Annotated in this window: 18 protein-coding genes and 1 tRNA gene; 18 read left to right on the top strand and 1 reads right to left on the bottom strand. The window is 71.9% G+C overall.

Features of this window, described 5'->3' with window-relative positions:
• Positions 1 to 2: 2 nt before the first annotated feature.
• The 12 genes from ABZ719_RS10745 to ABZ719_RS10690 all read left to right on the top strand — a co-directional run bounded on the left by ABZ719_RS10745 (position 3) and on the right by ABZ719_RS10690 (position 7,560).
• Entirely contained in the window at positions 3 to 1,358 is a 1,356-nt protein-coding gene (locus tag ABZ719_RS10745) for an FtsK/SpoIIIE domain-containing protein (protein ID WP_366724849.1), read from the top strand.
• A gap of 82 nt (positions 1,359 to 1,440) precedes the next feature.
• A complete protein-coding gene (locus ABZ719_RS10740; RefSeq protein WP_366724848.1) occupies positions 1,441 to 1,647 on the top strand; it encodes a hypothetical protein in 207 nt (68 codons plus the stop codon).
• Between the two features lie 2 nt (positions 1,648 to 1,649).
• On the top strand, positions 1,650 to 1,835 hold the full coding sequence (locus tag ABZ719_RS10735; protein ID WP_366724947.1) for a hypothetical protein: 186 nt from the start codon (positions 1,650 to 1,652) through the stop codon (positions 1,833 to 1,835).
• Between the two features lie 74 nt (positions 1,836 to 1,909).
• Positions 1,910 to 2,593, top strand: a complete 684-nt coding sequence (locus ABZ719_RS10730) for a DUF2637 domain-containing protein (protein ID WP_366724847.1) — start codon at positions 1,910 to 1,912, stop codon at positions 2,591 to 2,593.
• 18 nt (positions 2,594 to 2,611) lie between these two features.
• On the top strand, positions 2,612 to 2,803 hold the full coding sequence (locus tag ABZ719_RS10725; RefSeq protein ID WP_030610028.1) for a mobile element transfer protein: 192 nt from the start codon (positions 2,612 to 2,614) through the stop codon (positions 2,801 to 2,803).
• Positions 2,804 to 2,815: 12 nt separating this feature from the next.
• Positions 2,816 to 2,971 carry a hypothetical protein gene (locus ABZ719_RS10720; RefSeq protein WP_366724846.1) on the top strand — a complete coding sequence of 52 codons (156 nt, stop codon included), beginning with the start codon at positions 2,816 to 2,818 and terminating at the stop codon, positions 2,969 to 2,971.
• 23 nt (positions 2,972 to 2,994) lie between these two features.
• Positions 2,995 to 3,303 carry a SpdD-like protein gene (locus ABZ719_RS10715; protein WP_366724845.1) on the top strand — a complete coding sequence of 103 codons (309 nt, stop codon included), beginning with the start codon at positions 2,995 to 2,997 and terminating at the stop codon, positions 3,301 to 3,303.
• Positions 3,304 to 3,394: 91 nt separating this feature from the next.
• Positions 3,395 to 3,574, top strand: a complete 180-nt coding sequence (locus tag ABZ719_RS10710; RefSeq protein ID WP_366724844.1) for a hypothetical protein — start codon at positions 3,395 to 3,397, stop codon at positions 3,572 to 3,574.
• A gap of 5 nt (positions 3,575 to 3,579) precedes the next feature.
• A complete protein-coding gene (locus ABZ719_RS10705; RefSeq protein ID WP_366724843.1) occupies positions 3,580 to 4,635 on the top strand; it encodes a DNA cytosine methyltransferase in 1,056 nt (351 codons plus the stop codon).
• Positions 4,632 to 6,005 carry a replication initiator protein RepSA gene (repSA, locus tag ABZ719_RS10700; protein ID WP_366724842.1) on the top strand — a complete coding sequence of 458 codons (1,374 nt, stop codon included), beginning with the start codon at positions 4,632 to 4,634 and terminating at the stop codon, positions 6,003 to 6,005. The genes ABZ719_RS10705 and repSA overlap by 4 nt, the downstream gene beginning before the upstream one ends.
• 11 nt (positions 6,006 to 6,016) lie before the next feature.
• Positions 6,017 to 6,190: a helix-turn-helix domain-containing protein gene (locus ABZ719_RS10695; RefSeq protein WP_078917071.1), complete on the top strand. Its 174-nt coding sequence runs from the start codon at positions 6,017 to 6,019 to the stop codon at positions 6,188 to 6,190.
• Positions 6,187 to 7,560, top strand: a complete 1,374-nt coding sequence (locus ABZ719_RS10690) for a site-specific integrase (RefSeq protein WP_366724946.1) — start codon at positions 6,187 to 6,189, stop codon at positions 7,558 to 7,560. Before ABZ719_RS10695 ends, ABZ719_RS10690 begins: the two co-directional genes overlap by 4 nt.
• A 218-nt stretch (positions 7,561 to 7,778) precedes the next feature.
• Here the strand turns inward: ABZ719_RS10690 and ABZ719_RS10685 are convergent.
• Positions 7,779 to 7,850, bottom strand: a tRNA-Arg gene (locus ABZ719_RS10685).
• A 63-nt stretch (positions 7,851 to 7,913) separates the two neighbouring features.
• On the opposite strand from ABZ719_RS10685, the gene ABZ719_RS10680 reads away from it, so the two are divergent.
• From ABZ719_RS10680 to thrB, 6 genes are all read left to right on the top strand, one after another.
• Positions 7,914 to 8,504 (top strand): response regulator, encoded by a 591-nt coding sequence (locus tag ABZ719_RS10680; RefSeq protein WP_366724841.1) that lies wholly within the window; start codon positions 7,914 to 7,916, stop codon positions 8,502 to 8,504.
• 124 nt (positions 8,505 to 8,628) lie between these two features.
• Entirely contained in the window at positions 8,629 to 9,765 is a 1,137-nt protein-coding gene (gene nrtL / locus ABZ719_RS10675; protein ID WP_366724840.1) for an ArgS-related anticodon-binding protein NrtL, read from the top strand.
• Between the two features lie 22 nt (positions 9,766 to 9,787).
• Positions 9,788 to 11,179, top strand: a complete 1,392-nt coding sequence (gene lysA, locus ABZ719_RS10670) for a diaminopimelate decarboxylase (protein WP_366724839.1) — start codon at positions 9,788 to 9,790, stop codon at positions 11,177 to 11,179.
• Between the two features lie 146 nt (positions 11,180 to 11,325).
• Complete coding sequence (locus ABZ719_RS10665) at positions 11,326 to 12,618, top strand: homoserine dehydrogenase (protein ID WP_366724945.1); 1,293 nt, start codon at positions 11,326 to 11,328, stop codon at positions 12,616 to 12,618.
• Positions 12,619 to 12,624: 6 nt separating this feature from the next.
• Positions 12,625 to 13,683 carry a threonine synthase gene (gene thrC, locus ABZ719_RS10660; protein ID WP_366724838.1) on the top strand — a complete coding sequence of 353 codons (1,059 nt, stop codon included), beginning with the start codon at positions 12,625 to 12,627 and terminating at the stop codon, positions 13,681 to 13,683.
• Between the two features lie 938 nt (positions 13,684 to 14,621).
• Complete coding sequence (gene thrB / locus ABZ719_RS10655; RefSeq protein ID WP_366724837.1) at positions 14,622 to 15,539, top strand: homoserine kinase; 918 nt, start codon at positions 14,622 to 14,624, stop codon at positions 15,537 to 15,539.
• Positions 15,540 to 15,613: the final 74 nt, after the last annotated feature.

Here is a 15,613-nt window from a genome sequence, read left to right as displayed (position 1 = left end):
CCATGACCTGGTCCCTGGTCGCCCTGGTGCTGGTCGTCGCCGCTGCGGGTCTCCTGCGGTGGCGGCGCCCCGCCTGGTACTGGCTTACCTTCGGCGTCTCCCTCGCCGTGGTGCGGGTCCTGATCCGGTACGCGTCCGTGATGGACGCCTGCGGGCTGACGGTCCCGCCCTCGCGCTGGCGCCTCACTCTGGCTCGGGCCACGAACCGACCGGTTCCCGGTACCCGCGCCCCGCGCATCCTGCGTCTGCGGCCGACCCGGACCGGGCTGGTGCTGCGGCTCAAGCTCCGTCCCGGTCAGGACGCCTTCGACGTGGCCGCCTCGTGTGACCGGCTGCGGCACTCGTTCGCCATGTACGGCGTCACCTCGCGGGAACTGCGTTCCGGCGTCGTGGAAGTGCGGATGACCGGCTACGACGTGCTCAAGCGGGTGCAGATGCCGGCCAAGGTCGACACCCGTCCGATGCGGGTCCCGGTCGCGCTGAGGGAAGACGGTGCGGTCCACTACCGCGACTACCGAGCCGTGCCGCACGCGCTGACGCTCGGCGCCACAGAGTCCGGCAAGTCCGTCTATCAGCGCAACCTCGTGGCAGCACTCGCCCCGCAGCGGGTTGCCCTGGTCGGGATCGACTGCAAGCAGGGTGTGGAGCTGTTCCCGCTGGCTCGCCGGTTCTCCGCGCTGGCCGACAACCAGGACTCCGCCGCCGAACTCCTCGACGCCCTGGTGTCCCACATGGAGGACGTCTACCAGCTCATCCGCGCGGAACAGCGGATCACCGCTGACGTGCCAGATGCGGAGATAGCCGCCGACATCTGGGACCTGCCGGAAGACCTCCGCCCGGTGCCCATCGTGGTCCTGGTCGATGAGGTTGCCGAACTCGCCCTGTTCGCCACCAAGGAGGAAGAGAAGCGCCGGGACCGGATCATCACCGCCCTCGCCCGGCTCGCCCAACTTGGCCGCGCCGCCGGCATCTACCTGGAGATCTGCGGGCAGCGCTTCGGCTCCGAACTCGGCAAGGGCATCACCATGCTCCGCGCCCAGCTCACCGGCCGTACCGCCCACCGCGTCAACGACGAGTCCTCGGCGAACATGGCCTTCGGCGACATCGCCCCGGACGCTGTCCTCGCCGCGATCCAGATCCCCACCAACATGCCAGGTGTCGCCATCACCGGCGACTCGACCGGCGGCTGGGCCCGCATCCGTGCCCCGCACACCTCCCTGCGTCAGGCCGTGAACACCTGCAACCGGTACGCCGATCTGGCCCCGGACCTGCCCGCCCTGGCCCCCTTCCGGCCGGCGCTCGCCATCCCGACGCCGGTTGAGGCCCCGGCCGTCGAGTCCATCCCGGCCACTGCCTGATTTCTCCCGCTCCACGGTTGGCGCGACCGCATCGCGCCGGGCCCCTACCCGAGCCATGCCCGAAGAAGGGAGACCGCCCGCCATGTGCCCCGACTGCGAGGACTTCACCCGCACCGTGGTGATGCTCGGCGACCTAGCCCTGTACGCCGACAGGATCGGCGCTGACCAGGACTTCATCGACACCGTGGGCCCGTGCCTGGCGGCGTCGCTGCCCGAGCCGCCGCCCGGCACCTTCCCGCCCGGCTACGACCCGAACGAGGGCCCCGAGTACCCCAGCGAGGGGTGGTGACCGTGCCCGCCGCGAAGAAGCCCACCGCTCGCCGCAAGCCCCGGCCGAAGCCCTGCCCCGACTGCAAGGGCACCGGCGAGATCACCGAAACCGTCCGGGTCGGCGCCCGTAAGGGCCGTGCTACCGACGACCGGCAGACCGGCCTGTGCCTGACCTGCTGGGGATCCGGCGAAGCCACCACCGACTGAACCCGCCGGGGTGGGGCGGCCGGACCTCGATCCCCGCCCCGCCCCTGGCCCAACCCCCAAAGGGAGGTGACGACATGACCCGCTCGATCCGCCCGGACGCCGTCCTCGTACAGGCCGTGATCGCCGGCGCTCTGTCCTTCGCCCACCTTCACGACCTGGCCGCCGCCGCCGGACAGTCCGGGTGGAAGGCATGGGCCTACCCGATCTCGGTTGACCTGCTCCTGGTCGCCGCCTGGCGTCGGCTGCGCAACAGCGGCCCGTCTCGGCTGGCCTGGTGCTGGTTCCTGATCGCGCTGTTCGCCTCGCTCGGCGCCAACGTCGCCACCGCCGGCTTCCTCGACCTGGCCAACCCGCCCGCGCTGCTCCGCCTCGGCATCGCCGGATGGCCCGCGCTCGCCTTCCTCGGCGGCACCCTGCTCGCCCACTCGGCTGGCGATCCCGCACCGGTAACGGCGGCTCCTGCCCCGGCCACCAGTCCGGCCCCCGAGCCCGCCCCTGAACCGGAGCCCGCTCAGGAGCCGGTCACCGCTGCTGACGACACCCCGGCGCTACCTGCCGCTGACCCGGCCCCCGCTCCCGCTTCGGCTCCCGCACCCGCGCCCGAGGTAGCGGTCCCGGCTCCGCTGGTCGCTCACGCGCGCAAGGTCGCCGCCGACCACGAAGCCCGTACCGGCTCCCCGATCGACACCGACACCCTGCGCGCCCGCCTCGGCGTCCCCGCGCCCATGGCCGACGCCATCGCCGCCCAACTCGCCTGACAGACAAGGAGTTCAGCCATGCCCATGCGCGACTTCTTCCACTCCGTGATGCAGATCGGTCCGGTCCAGATCGGCACCCACCGCGACCGCCACGGCCAGACCAAGCACGCCGCCGTGTGCACCTCCGACGATTGCGGCTGGTCCGCCGACTACTCCAGCCAGTCCGCCGCCCAGCTCGCCGCCCGCACCCACCGCTGCCGCGTCCGCTAGGAGTCCACCGCCATGCAGGTTCCCCTTTGGTTCGCGCTGCTCGTCGTCGGCTACCTCGGCGTCAAGCTCGTCCGCCCGCCGGCCTGGCTCATCGCCGTCCTCCTGCTCGGCGGCTTCCTCCTCGCTGACAGCGTCCTGGCCCCGGCCATCAACGGTCTGATCAAGTAACGCCCCCGGAAGGGAGTTTCAACATGCTCCGCCCGAAGATCCCGACCATGCCCACCCCGACCGGGCACGTCACCCCGCCAGCCCCCGTCGAGCCGACCGCCGTCCTTCCCAGCCTCCAGACCCCGCCGGCCGCCCCCACGGCCCCGGCGCCGTCCCGTCCGGTGGTCCAGCTCACCCCCGGCACCGTGCTCGCCCTCGTCGGCGGCGGCACCGCCGTCGTCTTGGTCGTCGGCGCCGTCCTCGTCTCCATGCTCCTGGCGGTCGCCATCACCGGCGCCTCGGTCGCCGTCGTCCTGCGCTCGCTGCTCGCCTCCGAGACCAAGCGGCGCTGACCGGCTCCCGGAGCGGCCTCAACCGCCAAGTTTCCACCGCTCCGGGCGCCTCCCCTTCCCGATCCAACGGACCAGAAAGGCACGGCCCATCATGCCCCAGAGCAACCCGAACCTGCCGATCTGCCGCGACTGCGACGGCTTCGCCTCCGTCGCCATCGACACCGGCACCCGTCACGCCGACGGCACCCGCGTCACCCTCCGCGTCGACTGCCCGACCTGCAAGGGCACTGGCCACACCCTCCGCGCCTCCCTCGTCCGCGTCGGGAGGTGACCCGAGTGACCGTCCTCGACCTCTTCGCCGGCCCCGGCGGCTGGTCCGAGGGACTGCGCGCCCTCGGCCTGACCGACATCGGTATCGAGATCGACCGTGCCGTCTGCACCACCCGCGCCGCCGCCGGACATACCACCATTCGCGCCGACGTCGCCGCCTACCCCACCGCTCCTCTCCGCGGGAAGGTGACGGGGCTGATCGGCTCCCCGCCCTGCCAGACCTTCAGCGCCGCTGGCCTGCGCGCCGGGAACACCGACCTGCCCCTGTGCCACCAGGCTCTTGACGACCTCGCCCGCGGGAGGGACACCCGCGCCGTGCTCCGTGCCGCCTGCGTCGACCCGCGCTCCCTGCTGGTCGTCGAGCCGCTGCGCTACGCCCTCGACCTGCGCCCCGACTGGATCACCCTGGAGGAAGTCCCCGCAGTGCTGCCGCTGTTCGAGCACACCGCCCGCCTCCTGGCGGGCATTGGCTACTCAACGTGGACCGGCGTTCTCAACGCTGCTGACTTCGGCCTTGCCCAGACCCGCCGCCGCGCCTTCCTGGTCGCCTCCCGTACCCGCCCGGCCACGCCCCCGGAGCCCACCCACGCTGACGGCGGCACCCCTGCTGACCTCTTCGGTGACGGGCTCCCGCCCTGGCGGACCATGCTCGATGTCCTGGGCTGCCCGCCCGCTCTCGTCGTCACTCGCGGGAACCACACCACCGGCGGCAGCACCTTCCCCACGACCGGCCCGTCCTGGGCGGTCACCGGCCGCGCCCGGTCCTGGCTGCTCAAGGTCGGCAACCGCCCGGCCGCCACCCGCCGCCGCCTCGACCAGCCCGCCCCGACGCTGCTGTTCGGCAAGGCCCTGAACGACGTGTCCTGGATCGACTCCGAGGGCACCCCTATCCGCCGCCTCGCGGTCCATGAGGCTGCGGTCCTCCAGGGCTTCCCCGCCCCCTACCCGTGGGCCGGCTCACGCACCAAGCAGTTCGAGCAGATCGGCAACGCCGTACCCCCGCCGCTCGCCACCGCGCTCCTGAGGCCCCTCGTCCCGGCCGCGCTGGAGGTGGCTGCGTGAGCGACACCGCGACCTTCGCGGGCCTGGACCCGGTCACCCTGGGGGACCTCCTCCGGGTGGCCGGGCTCCCCGGCTTCGACCGCTGGCAGGACCAGATCAAGCGCACCGGCGGCTGCGCCGACCCGATCCACCTGCGCGGCTGGGTCGTCCACAAGGACAAGGTCACCGGGGAGACCCTGCACCGCTACAGCACTGAGAACGAGCCGGGAGGACGGCTCCGTGTCGCCTGCGGCAACCGCCGGGCCTCCCGCTGCCCCGCCTGCGCTTGGACCTACGCCGGGGACACCTACCACCTGATCCGCGCCGGGCTCGCCGGCGACCCGGACAAGGACATCCCCAGCACCGTCCGGGATCACCCGCGGGTATTCGCCACCTTCACCGCGCCCTCGTTCGGTCCGGTCCACAACCGGCCTGACCGTGGCGCCTGCCGCTGCGGCGCTCGCCACCCCGCCGACGACTCCGCCCTGGGCACGGCGCTCGATCCGGGCACGTACGACTACGCCGGCGCGGTGCTGTTCAACAACCATGCGGGTGAGCTGTGGATGCGCACCATCAACCGGCTCCGCCGTGAGATCGCCAAGCGGGCCGGGCTGACACAGCGCGAATTCGCCGAGGTCTGTCGGCTGTCCTACGGCAAGGTTGCCGAGTTCCAGAAGCGGGGCGCCGTCCACTTCCATGCCGTGATCCGCCTCGACGGCCCGGACGGAGCCGACTCCGCCCCGCCGTCCTGGGCCACCACCGACTTGCTCACCGACGCCATTCGCGCCGCCGCCGCGCACTCGTACAGCCGCGTCAGTGTCCCCGCCGCCGGCGACCAACCCGCCCGCACTTTCCAGTGGGGCCGACAGCTCGACGTACGGCCCATCAAGGCGTTCGGAGACGGCTCCGACCTCACCGAACAGGCGGTCGCCTCCTACGTGGCCAAGTACGCCACCAAGGCGGCCGAGAACACCGGCACCCTGGACCGGCGCATCGGTGAACTCTCCGAACTCGACCGCCACGGCGTCCCCGATCACGCCCGGCGTCTGATCACCGCGTGCCGAGACCTGGATGAGCTGTACCCGGACCGGCGCCTGTGGGCCTGGGCTCACATGCTCGGCTTCCGAGGGCACTTCTCGTCCAAGTCTCGCCGCTACTCGACCACGCTCGGCGCCCTCCGCCAGGTACGCGCCGACTTCCGCGCCGCACAGGAACGCGCCGCCCTCGGCCTGGACGAACGCGAGCCGGACACCGTCCTCGTCCTCGCTGACTGGCAGTACGCCGGCCACGGCCACACCCCCGGCGAGTCCGCCCTCGCCGCCACCATCCGGCGGGACATCGAACTCAACCGCGAAACCGCACGCGAAGCCTTGGAAGGAGAACTGGCGTGAAAGACGAGCTGATGACCGTTCCGGAAATCCTCGCCGAACTCAAAGGAGTATCACGCCGGACCTTCTACCGCTGGCGAGAATTGGGGCAGGCCCCGCGAGCTTTCAAGCTGCCCAATGGTGAACTGCGGGTGTGGCGCAGCGACTTCACGGCATGGCTGAACAGTCGGGAGAGGGCAGCGGCGTGAAGTCACTCGACGTGAAAGTCTGGGGCGTCCGGAAAAGGAACACCAAGAAACCGTCCTATGACGTGAGGTGGATCGTCTCCGGGAACGTGTTCTCCGAACAGTTCCGCACCAAGGGACTCGCGGACAACTACCGTTCCAAGCTCCTGCGTGCAATGCGCGACGGCGAGGAGTTCGACGCGGCTACCGGGCTGCCGGACTCGATGGTCGAAAAGGCGCCCACGATGACGTGGTATGCCTTCGCCTTGAAGTACCTCGCCATGAAATGGCCGCACGCTGCGCCGAACACCCGCGACGGGATCAACGAGTCGTTGACCGCTGTCACCGTGGCGCTCCTCGACGATCGTCCTGGGCGGCCGGCCGATGACCTAGTCAGGAAGGCGCTTCGTAACTGGGCTTTCGTCGTTCCCGGTCCGAACGACCGCGAGTTGCCGACCGAGATCGCGAACACCCTGCACTGGGTGGCTAAGGCATCGCGCCCTCTCTCGGACCTCGCCGACGCAGCGGTTGGCAGGGCCGTCCTGGACTCCCTGAAGCTCAAGCTCGACGGAACGGCGGCTGCGGCAGAAACCGTACGGCGCAAGCGGCGGACTCTGGTTAACGCCATGCACTACGCGGTGGACCTCGGCGAGTTCAAAGAGAATCCGATCACTGCGGTTCGCTGGAAGAAACCGAAAGTGGTCAAGGAAGTAGATCCCCGAGTAGTGGCGAACCCCGAGCAGGCTCGTGCTCTGCTGACTGCGGTCTCGTACGTCGGCGGATATGGGCGTGCGCGCGGCCGGCGACTTGTGGGCTTGTTCGCCTGCATGTACTACGGCGCCCTTCGCCCGGCTGAGGCTGTCGGCCTCAAAGAGGCAGACCTGAAACTGCCGGAAACGGGCTGGGGAACGGCTCTGCTGAATCGCACCCGCCCCAGCGTCGGCAAGCGATGGACCGACTCCGGCGAGACGCACGACGATCGCGGACTCAAGAACCGGCCCGTCGAAGAGGTCCGGCCCGTGCCGATCCCGCCGCAGCTCGTGGCGATCCTCCGAGATCACCTCTACACGTTCGGAACTGCGAAGGACGGGCGGCTGTTCACGAACGAGCGCGGGGGAGTGGTCGGCTCGTCCACGTACTACCGCGTGTGGCAGGAGGCTCGCGCGCTGGCTCTTCCGCCGGCCGTTGTTGCCTCGCCGCTCGCCGCCCGTCCGTATGACCTGCGGCACTCGGCGCTGTCGACCTGGCTCAACTCCGGCGTCGACGCGACCGAGGTCGCCGAGCGCGCGGGCAACAGCGTCGAGGTCCTGCTGAGCCGCTACGCGAAGTGCATCGACGGTCGGCAGGAGATCGCCAACCGCAAGATCGAAGAGCTGCTGCGCGAGTACGAGTGATCCCACGCGCGCCGTACGACGCTTCAGGCCCCTGGATCCGTCCGGAGGCCTTCGCCGTTTCCAGGTCTGACCAGGGTCGATGTCCCAAGATCCTGTCCACGAATAGTCCACGGACCCCGACATAGGGCCGCTCAGCGCTGCACACGCCTGCACATACGCGAAGACCCCGGCCTCAGCGTTTCCGCTGGTGACGGGGTCTTTGGGCACCTCATATTGGGTGCCCCCGGCAGGATTCGAACCTGCGCACACGGCTCCGGAGGCCGTTGCTCTATCCCCTGAGCTACGGGGGCGGGGTTCGTCGCGCTCTGTGGCGCGGCGACGGGTAGAACACTACCAGCTCCCCGGGGGTGGTCATGAACGTTTTCCGGGGGCGGCGGGAGGGGCGCCCGGTCCACTCGGAACCGGGGCGTCCCCCGCAGGGGGTGGAAGTGGGGAAAACCCGGACGCGGTGGCCGGGGGGCACCTACTCTCGAGTTGTGCCAGGGGCTTCCGGCCGGGTGCTTGTTGTGGACGACAACAAGGTCATCCGGCAGCTGATCAGGGTCAATCTCGAGCTCGAGGGGCTCGAGGTCGTGACCGCGGCCGACGGTGCCGAGTGTCTGGATGTCGTGCATCAGGTGCGGCCCGATGTGATCACCCTCGACGTCGTGATGCCCCGGCTCGACGGGCTCACGACCGCCGCGCAGCTGCGGGCCGATCCCCGGACCCGTGACCTCCCGCTCGCCATCGTCAGCGCCTGTTCGCAGGGGGAGATCGACGCCGGGCTCGACGCCGGTGTCGACGCCTTCCTCGCCAAGCCCTTCGAGCCCTCCGAACTCGTCCGGGTGGTCATGCGGTTGGTCGAGGGCCGGGGGAGGGGGCAGCAGCCCGGTTCGGCCGGCGGGGAGGGTGCCGGTCCCGGAGGGAGCGGCGACGCCCGGCGGGCCTGGCGCGGTACCCGGTAGCACCCCGGCCGGCCGGTGCCTCACAAGGCCGGCGGCCCGTGCATGACGATCCCGCCGTCCACATGCCGATACCCCGCGCAAACCGGCTCGCCTCCCCACCCCCCTCCTCCCCTACGCTTGTCCCGTGACCCCCGTCGAGCTCTCCCGTACCGTGCTGTGCGCGGTGCGCCGTGCTGTCGACGCGGGGGACCTGAGCGTGCCGCTCCCGGAGCGGGTCGTCGTCAAGCCGCCCGGCCCTGGCGGCTGCGGGGACTACGCCACCAGCGTCGCGCTCCAGCTCGCCCGGCCCGCCGGGCAGAGCGCGCTGCGCGTCGCCGGCGTGCTGCGGGACCACCTGATGGCCATGACGGCCGACGGCATCGGCGGTGTCGTCGTCACCGGGCCCGGGTTCCTCAACATCAGCCTCCGCGACACCGGCGCCGATGCCGCCTCCGGCCGGCTGGTCGGGGAGATCCTGCGCGGCGGCCGGCGGTACGGGTACGGACAGGACGCCGCCGGGCAGGCCGTTCAGCTGCACTGCGCCGCCGAACCCAGGGCCCTCGTCGTCGCCGACGTCCTCGCGCGGCTGCTGCGCGCCCAGGGCGCCCTCGTGCGCACCACCTGCGAGAGCCCCGTCCCCGCGCCGTGGCAGGCCGTGCTCGGTGTCCGCGTCGATGGGGCCGGGACGGGGCGGCCGGACGTCGACGTGGCGTCCGGGACGGGGCTGCTGGACGTCGACGCAGAGACCGGGACGGGACGGCCGGGCGTCGACGTACGGCCCGTTCCCGTCCCCGCGGCCGAGGTCCCCGCCCTGCTCGCCCTCGGCCGTGACGCCGGACGCTGGGCGCTGCTCCACCCCGCCGGCCACGACCGGCCCCGCACCGGCGCGGACCACCTCGTCCAGCGCGAGAGCAACCCCCTCTTCCGCGTCCGGTACGCCCACGCCCGCACCCGGGCCCTGCGCCGCAACGCGGCCGGCCTCGGCTTCACCGCACAGCCGGGAGCCACGGGCACCCCAGCGGCCCGCCCGCTGCTCGCCGCCCTCGCCGACCACCCCCGCGTCCTCGCCCGTGCGGCGCGCAACCGCACACCCGACCTGCTCGCCCGGCACCTCGTCACCGTCGCCGAGGCCGTGCCGCCCCTGCTGCCGGACGTACTGCCGCGCGGCGAGGAGAAACCCTCGGCCGCCCACCGCGCCCGGCTGGCGCTCGCCGAAGCCGCCGGGACGGTGCTGGCCGGCGGCCTGTCCCTGCTCGGCATCGACGCACCCGACCACCTCTGAGAGCGCAGAGAGACACACCGACATGAGCCGTTCCGCACATCCCGCCGGGCCCCGTCACGCCGATGTACTGCCCGAGGGCCACTACGCCGCCCCGCCGGCCGACCTCAACACCCTCGATCCGAAGGTCTGGGCGCAGACCGTGACACGGGACGCGGACGGTGTGGTGACCGTCGGCGGCGTACCCGTCACGCGGCTCGCCGAGGAGTTCGGCACGCCCGCGTACGTCATGGACGAGGCCGACTTCCGCGCCCGCGCCCGCGCCTGGCGCACCGCCTTCGGGCACGACGCCGACGTCTTCTACGCCGGCAAGGCCTTCCTGTCGCGCGCCGTCGTGCGCTGGCTGAACGAGGAGGGACTCAACCTCGACGTCTGCTCCGGTACCGAGCTGGCCACCGCCCTGTCCGCCGGGATGCCGGCCGACCGCATCGCCTTCCACGGCAACAACAAGTCCGCGGCCGAGATCGAGCGCGCGGTGAGCGCCGGGGTCGGACGGATCGTGCTCGACTCCTTCCAGGAGATCGTGCGGGTCGCGCACATCGCGCAGTCGCTCGGCAAGCGGCAGCGCGTCCAGATCCGGATCACCGTGGGCGTCGAGGCGCACACGCACGAGTTCATCGCCACCGCCCACGAGGACCAGAAGTTCGGCATCCCGCTCGCCGGGGGCCAGGCCGCCGAGGCGGTGCGGCGGGCGCTCCAGCTCGACGGTCTGGAGCTGATCGGCATCCACAGCCACATCGGGTCGCAGATCTTCGACATGTCCGGCTTCGAGGTCGCCGCGCACCGGGTGGTCGGGCTGCTCAAGGACATCCGTGACGAGCACGGCGTCGAGCTGCCCGAGATCGACCTCGGCGGCGGTCTCGGCATCGCCTACACCAGCGACGACGACCCGCGCGAGCCGCACGAGATCGCCAAGGCGCTCACCGAGATCGTGACGCGCGAGTGCGACGCCGCCCGGTTGCGCACGCCCCGCATCTCGGTCGAGCCCGGGCGCGCCGTCGTGGGTCCGACCGCCTTCACCCTCTACGAGGTCGGCACCGTGAAGCCGCTGGAAGGACTGCGGACGTACGTCTCCGTCGACGGCGGCATGTCGGACAACATCCGCACCGCCCTCTACGACGCCGAGTACAGCGTGGCCCTCGTCTCGCGCACCTCCGACGCCGAGCCCATGCTCGTGCGGGTGGTCGGCAAGCACTGCGAGAGCGGCGACATCGTGGTCAAGGACGCCTTCCTGCCGGCCGACCTGGCGCCCGGCGACCTCGTCGCCGTGCCCGCGACGGGTGCGTACTGCCGGTCCATGGCCAGCAACTACAACCACGCGCTGCGCCCGCCGGTTGTCGCCGTCGCCGACGGCGAGCCCCGGGTCATCGTCCGGCGGGAGACGGAGGACGATCTCCTGCGTCTCGACGTCGGGTGACGCAGGCACCGCCGCGCCGGAAGATCTCCTGTCTCCCGGCCCGGCGAAAATGAAATAAACGTCTCACGATCCGGACAAATGACAGAAACTCCGGTCCGGTGAGTGAGACTGGTCCCACCGTAGACGGTATGAGGAAACGAGGTCGGATGATGCGTACGCGTCCGCTGAAGGTGGCGCTGCTGGGCTGTGGGGTCGTCGGCTCAGAGGTGGCGCGCATCATGACGACGCACGCCGACGACCTCACGGCCAGGATCGGCGCCCCGGTGGAGATCGCCGGGGTCGCCGTCCGGCGCCCCTCCAAGGTGCGCGAGGGCATCGACCCCGCCCTCATCACCACCGACGCCACCGCCCTCGTCAAACGCGGCGACATCGACGTCGTCATCGAGGTCATCGGCGGCATCGAGCCGGCCCGGGCCCTCATCACCACCGCGTTCGAGCACGGCGCCTCCGTCGTCTCCGCGAACAAGGCCCTCCTCGCCCAGGACGGGGCCGCCCTGCACGCCGCCGCCGAGGAGCACGGCCGCGACCTCTACTACGAGGCCGCCGTCGCCGGTGCCATCCCGCTGATCCGGCCGCTGCGCGAGTCCCTGGCCGGCGACAAGGTCAACCGGGTGCTCGGCATCGTCAACGGCACCACCAACTTCATCCTCGACAAGATGGACTCCACGGGCGCCGGGTACCAGGAAGCCCTCGACGAGGCCACCGCGCTCGGGTACGCCGAGGCCGACCCGACCGCCGACGTCGAGGGCTTCGACGCCGCCGCCAAGGCCGCCATCCTCGCCGGGATCGCCTTCCACACCCGCGTACGCCTCGACGACGTCCACCGCGAGGGGATGACAGAGGTCACCGCCGCCGACTTCGCCTCCGCCAAGGAGATGGGCTGCACCATCAAACTGCTCGCCATCTGCGAGCGGGCCGCCGACGGCGCCTCCGTCACCGCGCGCGTGCACCCCGCGATGATCCCGCTCAGCCACCCGCTCGCCTCGGTGCGCGGCGCGTACAACGCCGTCTTCGTGGAGTCGGAGGCCGCGGGCCGGCTGATGTTCTACGGGCCCGGCGCCGGCGGCTCGCCCACCGCCTCCGCCGTCCTCGGCGACCTCGTCGCCGTCTGCCGCAACCGGCTCAGCGGCGCCACCGGCCCCGGCGACTCCGCGTACGCCGCGCTGCCCGTCTCGCCCATGGGCGACGTCGTCACGCGCTACCACATCAGCCTGGACGTCGCCGACAAACCCGGCGTCCTGGCCCAGGTCGCCACCGTGTTCGCCGAGCACGGGGTGTCCATCGACACAGTTCGCCAGCAGGGCAAGGACGGCGAGGCATCGCTCGTCGTCGTCACCCACCGAGCGTCCGACGCCGCCCTCACCGGCACCGTCGAGGCGCTGCGCAGCCTCGACACCGTGCGGGGCGTCGCCAGCATCATGCGGGTTGAAGGAGAGTAACCAGCAATGACCCACCAGTGGCGCGGAATCATCGAGGAGTACCGGGACCGGCTGCCGGTGTCCGACAGCACGCCGGTCGTGACGCTCCGCGAGGGCGGTACGCCCCTCGTCCCCGCGCAGGTGCTCTCCGAGCGCACCGGCTGCGAGGTCCACCTCAAGGTCGAGGGCGCGAACCCGACCGGGTCCTTCAAGGACCGCGGCATGACCATGGCGATCAGCAAGGCCAAGGAGGAAGGTGCCAAGGCGGTCATCTGCGCCTCCACCGGCAACACCTCGGCCTCCGCCGCCGCCTACGGCGTACGGGCGGGCATGGTCTCCGCCGTGCTCGTGCCGCAGGGCAAGATCGCGCTCGGCAAGATGGGCCAGGCCCTCGTGCACGGCGCGAAGATCCTCCAGGTCGACGGCAACTTCGACGACTGCCTCACGCTGGCCCGCGCGCTCAGCGACAACTACCCCGTCGCGCTGGTCAATTCGGTCAACCCGGTGCGTATCGAAGGGCAGAAGACCGCTGCCTTCGAGATCGTCGACATGCTCGGCGACGCGCCCGACATCCACGTCCTCCCGGTCGGCAACGCGGGCAACATCACCGCCTACTGGAAGGGTTACAAGGAGTACGCCGCCGACGCGGTCTCCACGAGGACGCCGCGCATGTGGGGCTTCCAGGCCTCCGGCAGCGCCCCGATCGTGCGCGGCGAGGTCGTCAAGGACCCGTCGACCATCGCCACCGCGATCCGGATCGGCAACCCCGCCTCCTGGACGTACGCCCTCGCCGCGCGCGACGAGTCCGGCGGCGCCATCGACGAGGTGACGGACCGTGAGATCCTGCGCGCCTACCGGCTGTTGGCCGCGCAGGAGGGTGTCTTCGTCGAACCGGCGTCGGCCGCGTCCGTCGCCGGTCTGCTGAAGGCCGCCGAGCAGGGCAAGGTCGACCCGGGGCAGCGGATCGTCTGCACCGTCACGGGCAACGGCCTCAAGGACCCCGACTGGGCCGTCGCCGGCGCTCCGCAGCCGGTCACCGTCCCGGTCGACGCGGCCACGGCGGCGGAGCGGCTGGGCCTCGCCTGACGGTTCCCTCTTCCCCCTGTCTGCGGTCCCGGACGGCGGACAGGGGGAAGAAGCGGACGGCGGACAGGGGGAGAAGCGGACGGCGCCGGGGCGGAGACCGTACGGTTCCAGCCGTTCCACCGGCCTCGCCGCCCCGGCCGTCCGGTCCGGGTCGGCCGTGGTCCGGTCGGCCAGGGGGCAGCAGGGCCGTACGGCCGTGAAGGCAGCCTGGCGCGACGGCGGTCGCCGTGACGGCGGTCCGGTCTGCCGACTGCCTCGCCCGTCGGCTGCCCCGGCCCTCGGCCGTCCCGCCCGCCGGCCGTCATCGGACGGCCGGTGCCTGGCGGTTGCCGCTCGGCGGCCGGTGCCTGGCGGTCGGTCCCTGACGCCAGGGCCCCGGCGGCCGCGCCCCAGCGAGACCGCTCGGGCAGTCTTCAACGCGGCCCCGTGGCCGACGTGGGCGCTACCGGCCGTCCGTACGGGTCGGCCGACGTGGGCGTTGCCCCGCCGTCCGTACGGCTCGGCCGTCTGTACGGCTCGGCCGTCTGTACGGCTCGGCCGCCCGCCCGGACGGCCGGGCCGCCGAGGCACCCGGTGCCACCCCCCAGCCCCACGATCCGTCCCCACGCCCCAGCCCCAGCCCCAGCCCCGCCACCCCACCCCGCCGCCCGCCCCGCCCGCGCAACTCCGCGACCTCCCAAGGCGTCCTCCCCCGGGGGATCCTTGGCAGGGGGCACGGAAAGGCTCGCGACACGCATCGTGCGCCTCCTGTGCGCCCTATGTCGCCACAGAACCTTCCTTCGATAGGCTGTAAGGAACCCGCCCACCGCATATGCCGCCGCATGTCGCGGTGCCGCGCCGTCCGTGCGGCCCCCGAGGGTCCTCACGGCCTCACGTGTCCGTCGAATCCCGGTCGATGTCACTCGACCGTCACGCAGCTCAAGGAGAGTCAACGAGCGATGGCCGGTCCAGCGTTCCGCGCCGCCGCCGTCCGGGTGCGCGTCCCCGCCACCAGCGCCAACCTCGGCCCGGGCTTCGACGCCTTCGGCCTCGCGCTGGGGCTCTACGACGACGTCGTGGTCCGGGTGGCCGACTCCGGGCTGCACATCGACATCGCCGGCGAGGGCAGCGAGACCCTGCCGCGCGACGAGAAGCACCTGCTCGTACGGTCGCTGCGCACCGCGTTCGACGTGCTCGGCGGACAGCCGCGCGGCCTGGAGATCGTCTGCGCGAACCGCATCCCGCACGGCCGCGGACTCGGTTCCTCCTCCGCCGCCATCTGCGCGGGCATCGTCGCCGCCCGCGCCGTGACCATAGGCGGCGACTCCAGGCTCGACGACACGGCGCTCCTGGAACTGGCCACCGAGATCGAGGGCCACCCGGACAACGTGGCGGCCTGCCTGCTCGGCGGGTTCACCCTGTCGTGGCTGGAGGCCGGAGCCGCCCGGGCGATCAGGATGGAGCCCTCCGATTCCATCGTTCCGGTGGTTTTCGTGCCCGCGAAACCCGTCCTGACCGAGACCGCGCGCGGACTGCTCCCGCGCACCGTGCCGCACGTCGACGCGGCCGTCAACGCGGGCCGTGCGGCCCTGCTCGTCGAGGCCCTCACCCGGCGCCCCGAGCTGCTGCTGCCCGCCACCGAGGACCGCCTCCACCAGGAGTACCGGGCGCCGGCCATGCCGGAGAGCGCCGCACTGGTGGAGCGGCTGCGCGGGGACGGCATCCCCGCGGTCATCTCCGGCGCCGGACCGACGGTCATGGCGCTGGCCGACGCGGGCACCGCCGACAAGGTGGAACGGCTCGCGGGGACCGGCTGGGCCGCCAACCGGCTGAGTCTCGACGCACAGGGCGCCTGCGTGCTGCCGCTGTCGGGCTGACACGCGATTGCCGGATGTGGAGAGGGGGAATGTTTGTTGGATCCGGTAGTGTTAATCTCAAGTCTGCACCCGAC

The sequence above is a fragment of the Streptomyces sp. NPDC006743 genome (genome assembly GCF_040703815.1).
Classification (GTDB): domain Bacteria; phylum Actinomycetota; class Actinomycetes; order Streptomycetales; family Streptomycetaceae; genus Streptomyces.
Note: the sequence above shows the minus strand (reverse complement) of the source record. Positions and strands in the feature narration are given on the sequence as shown.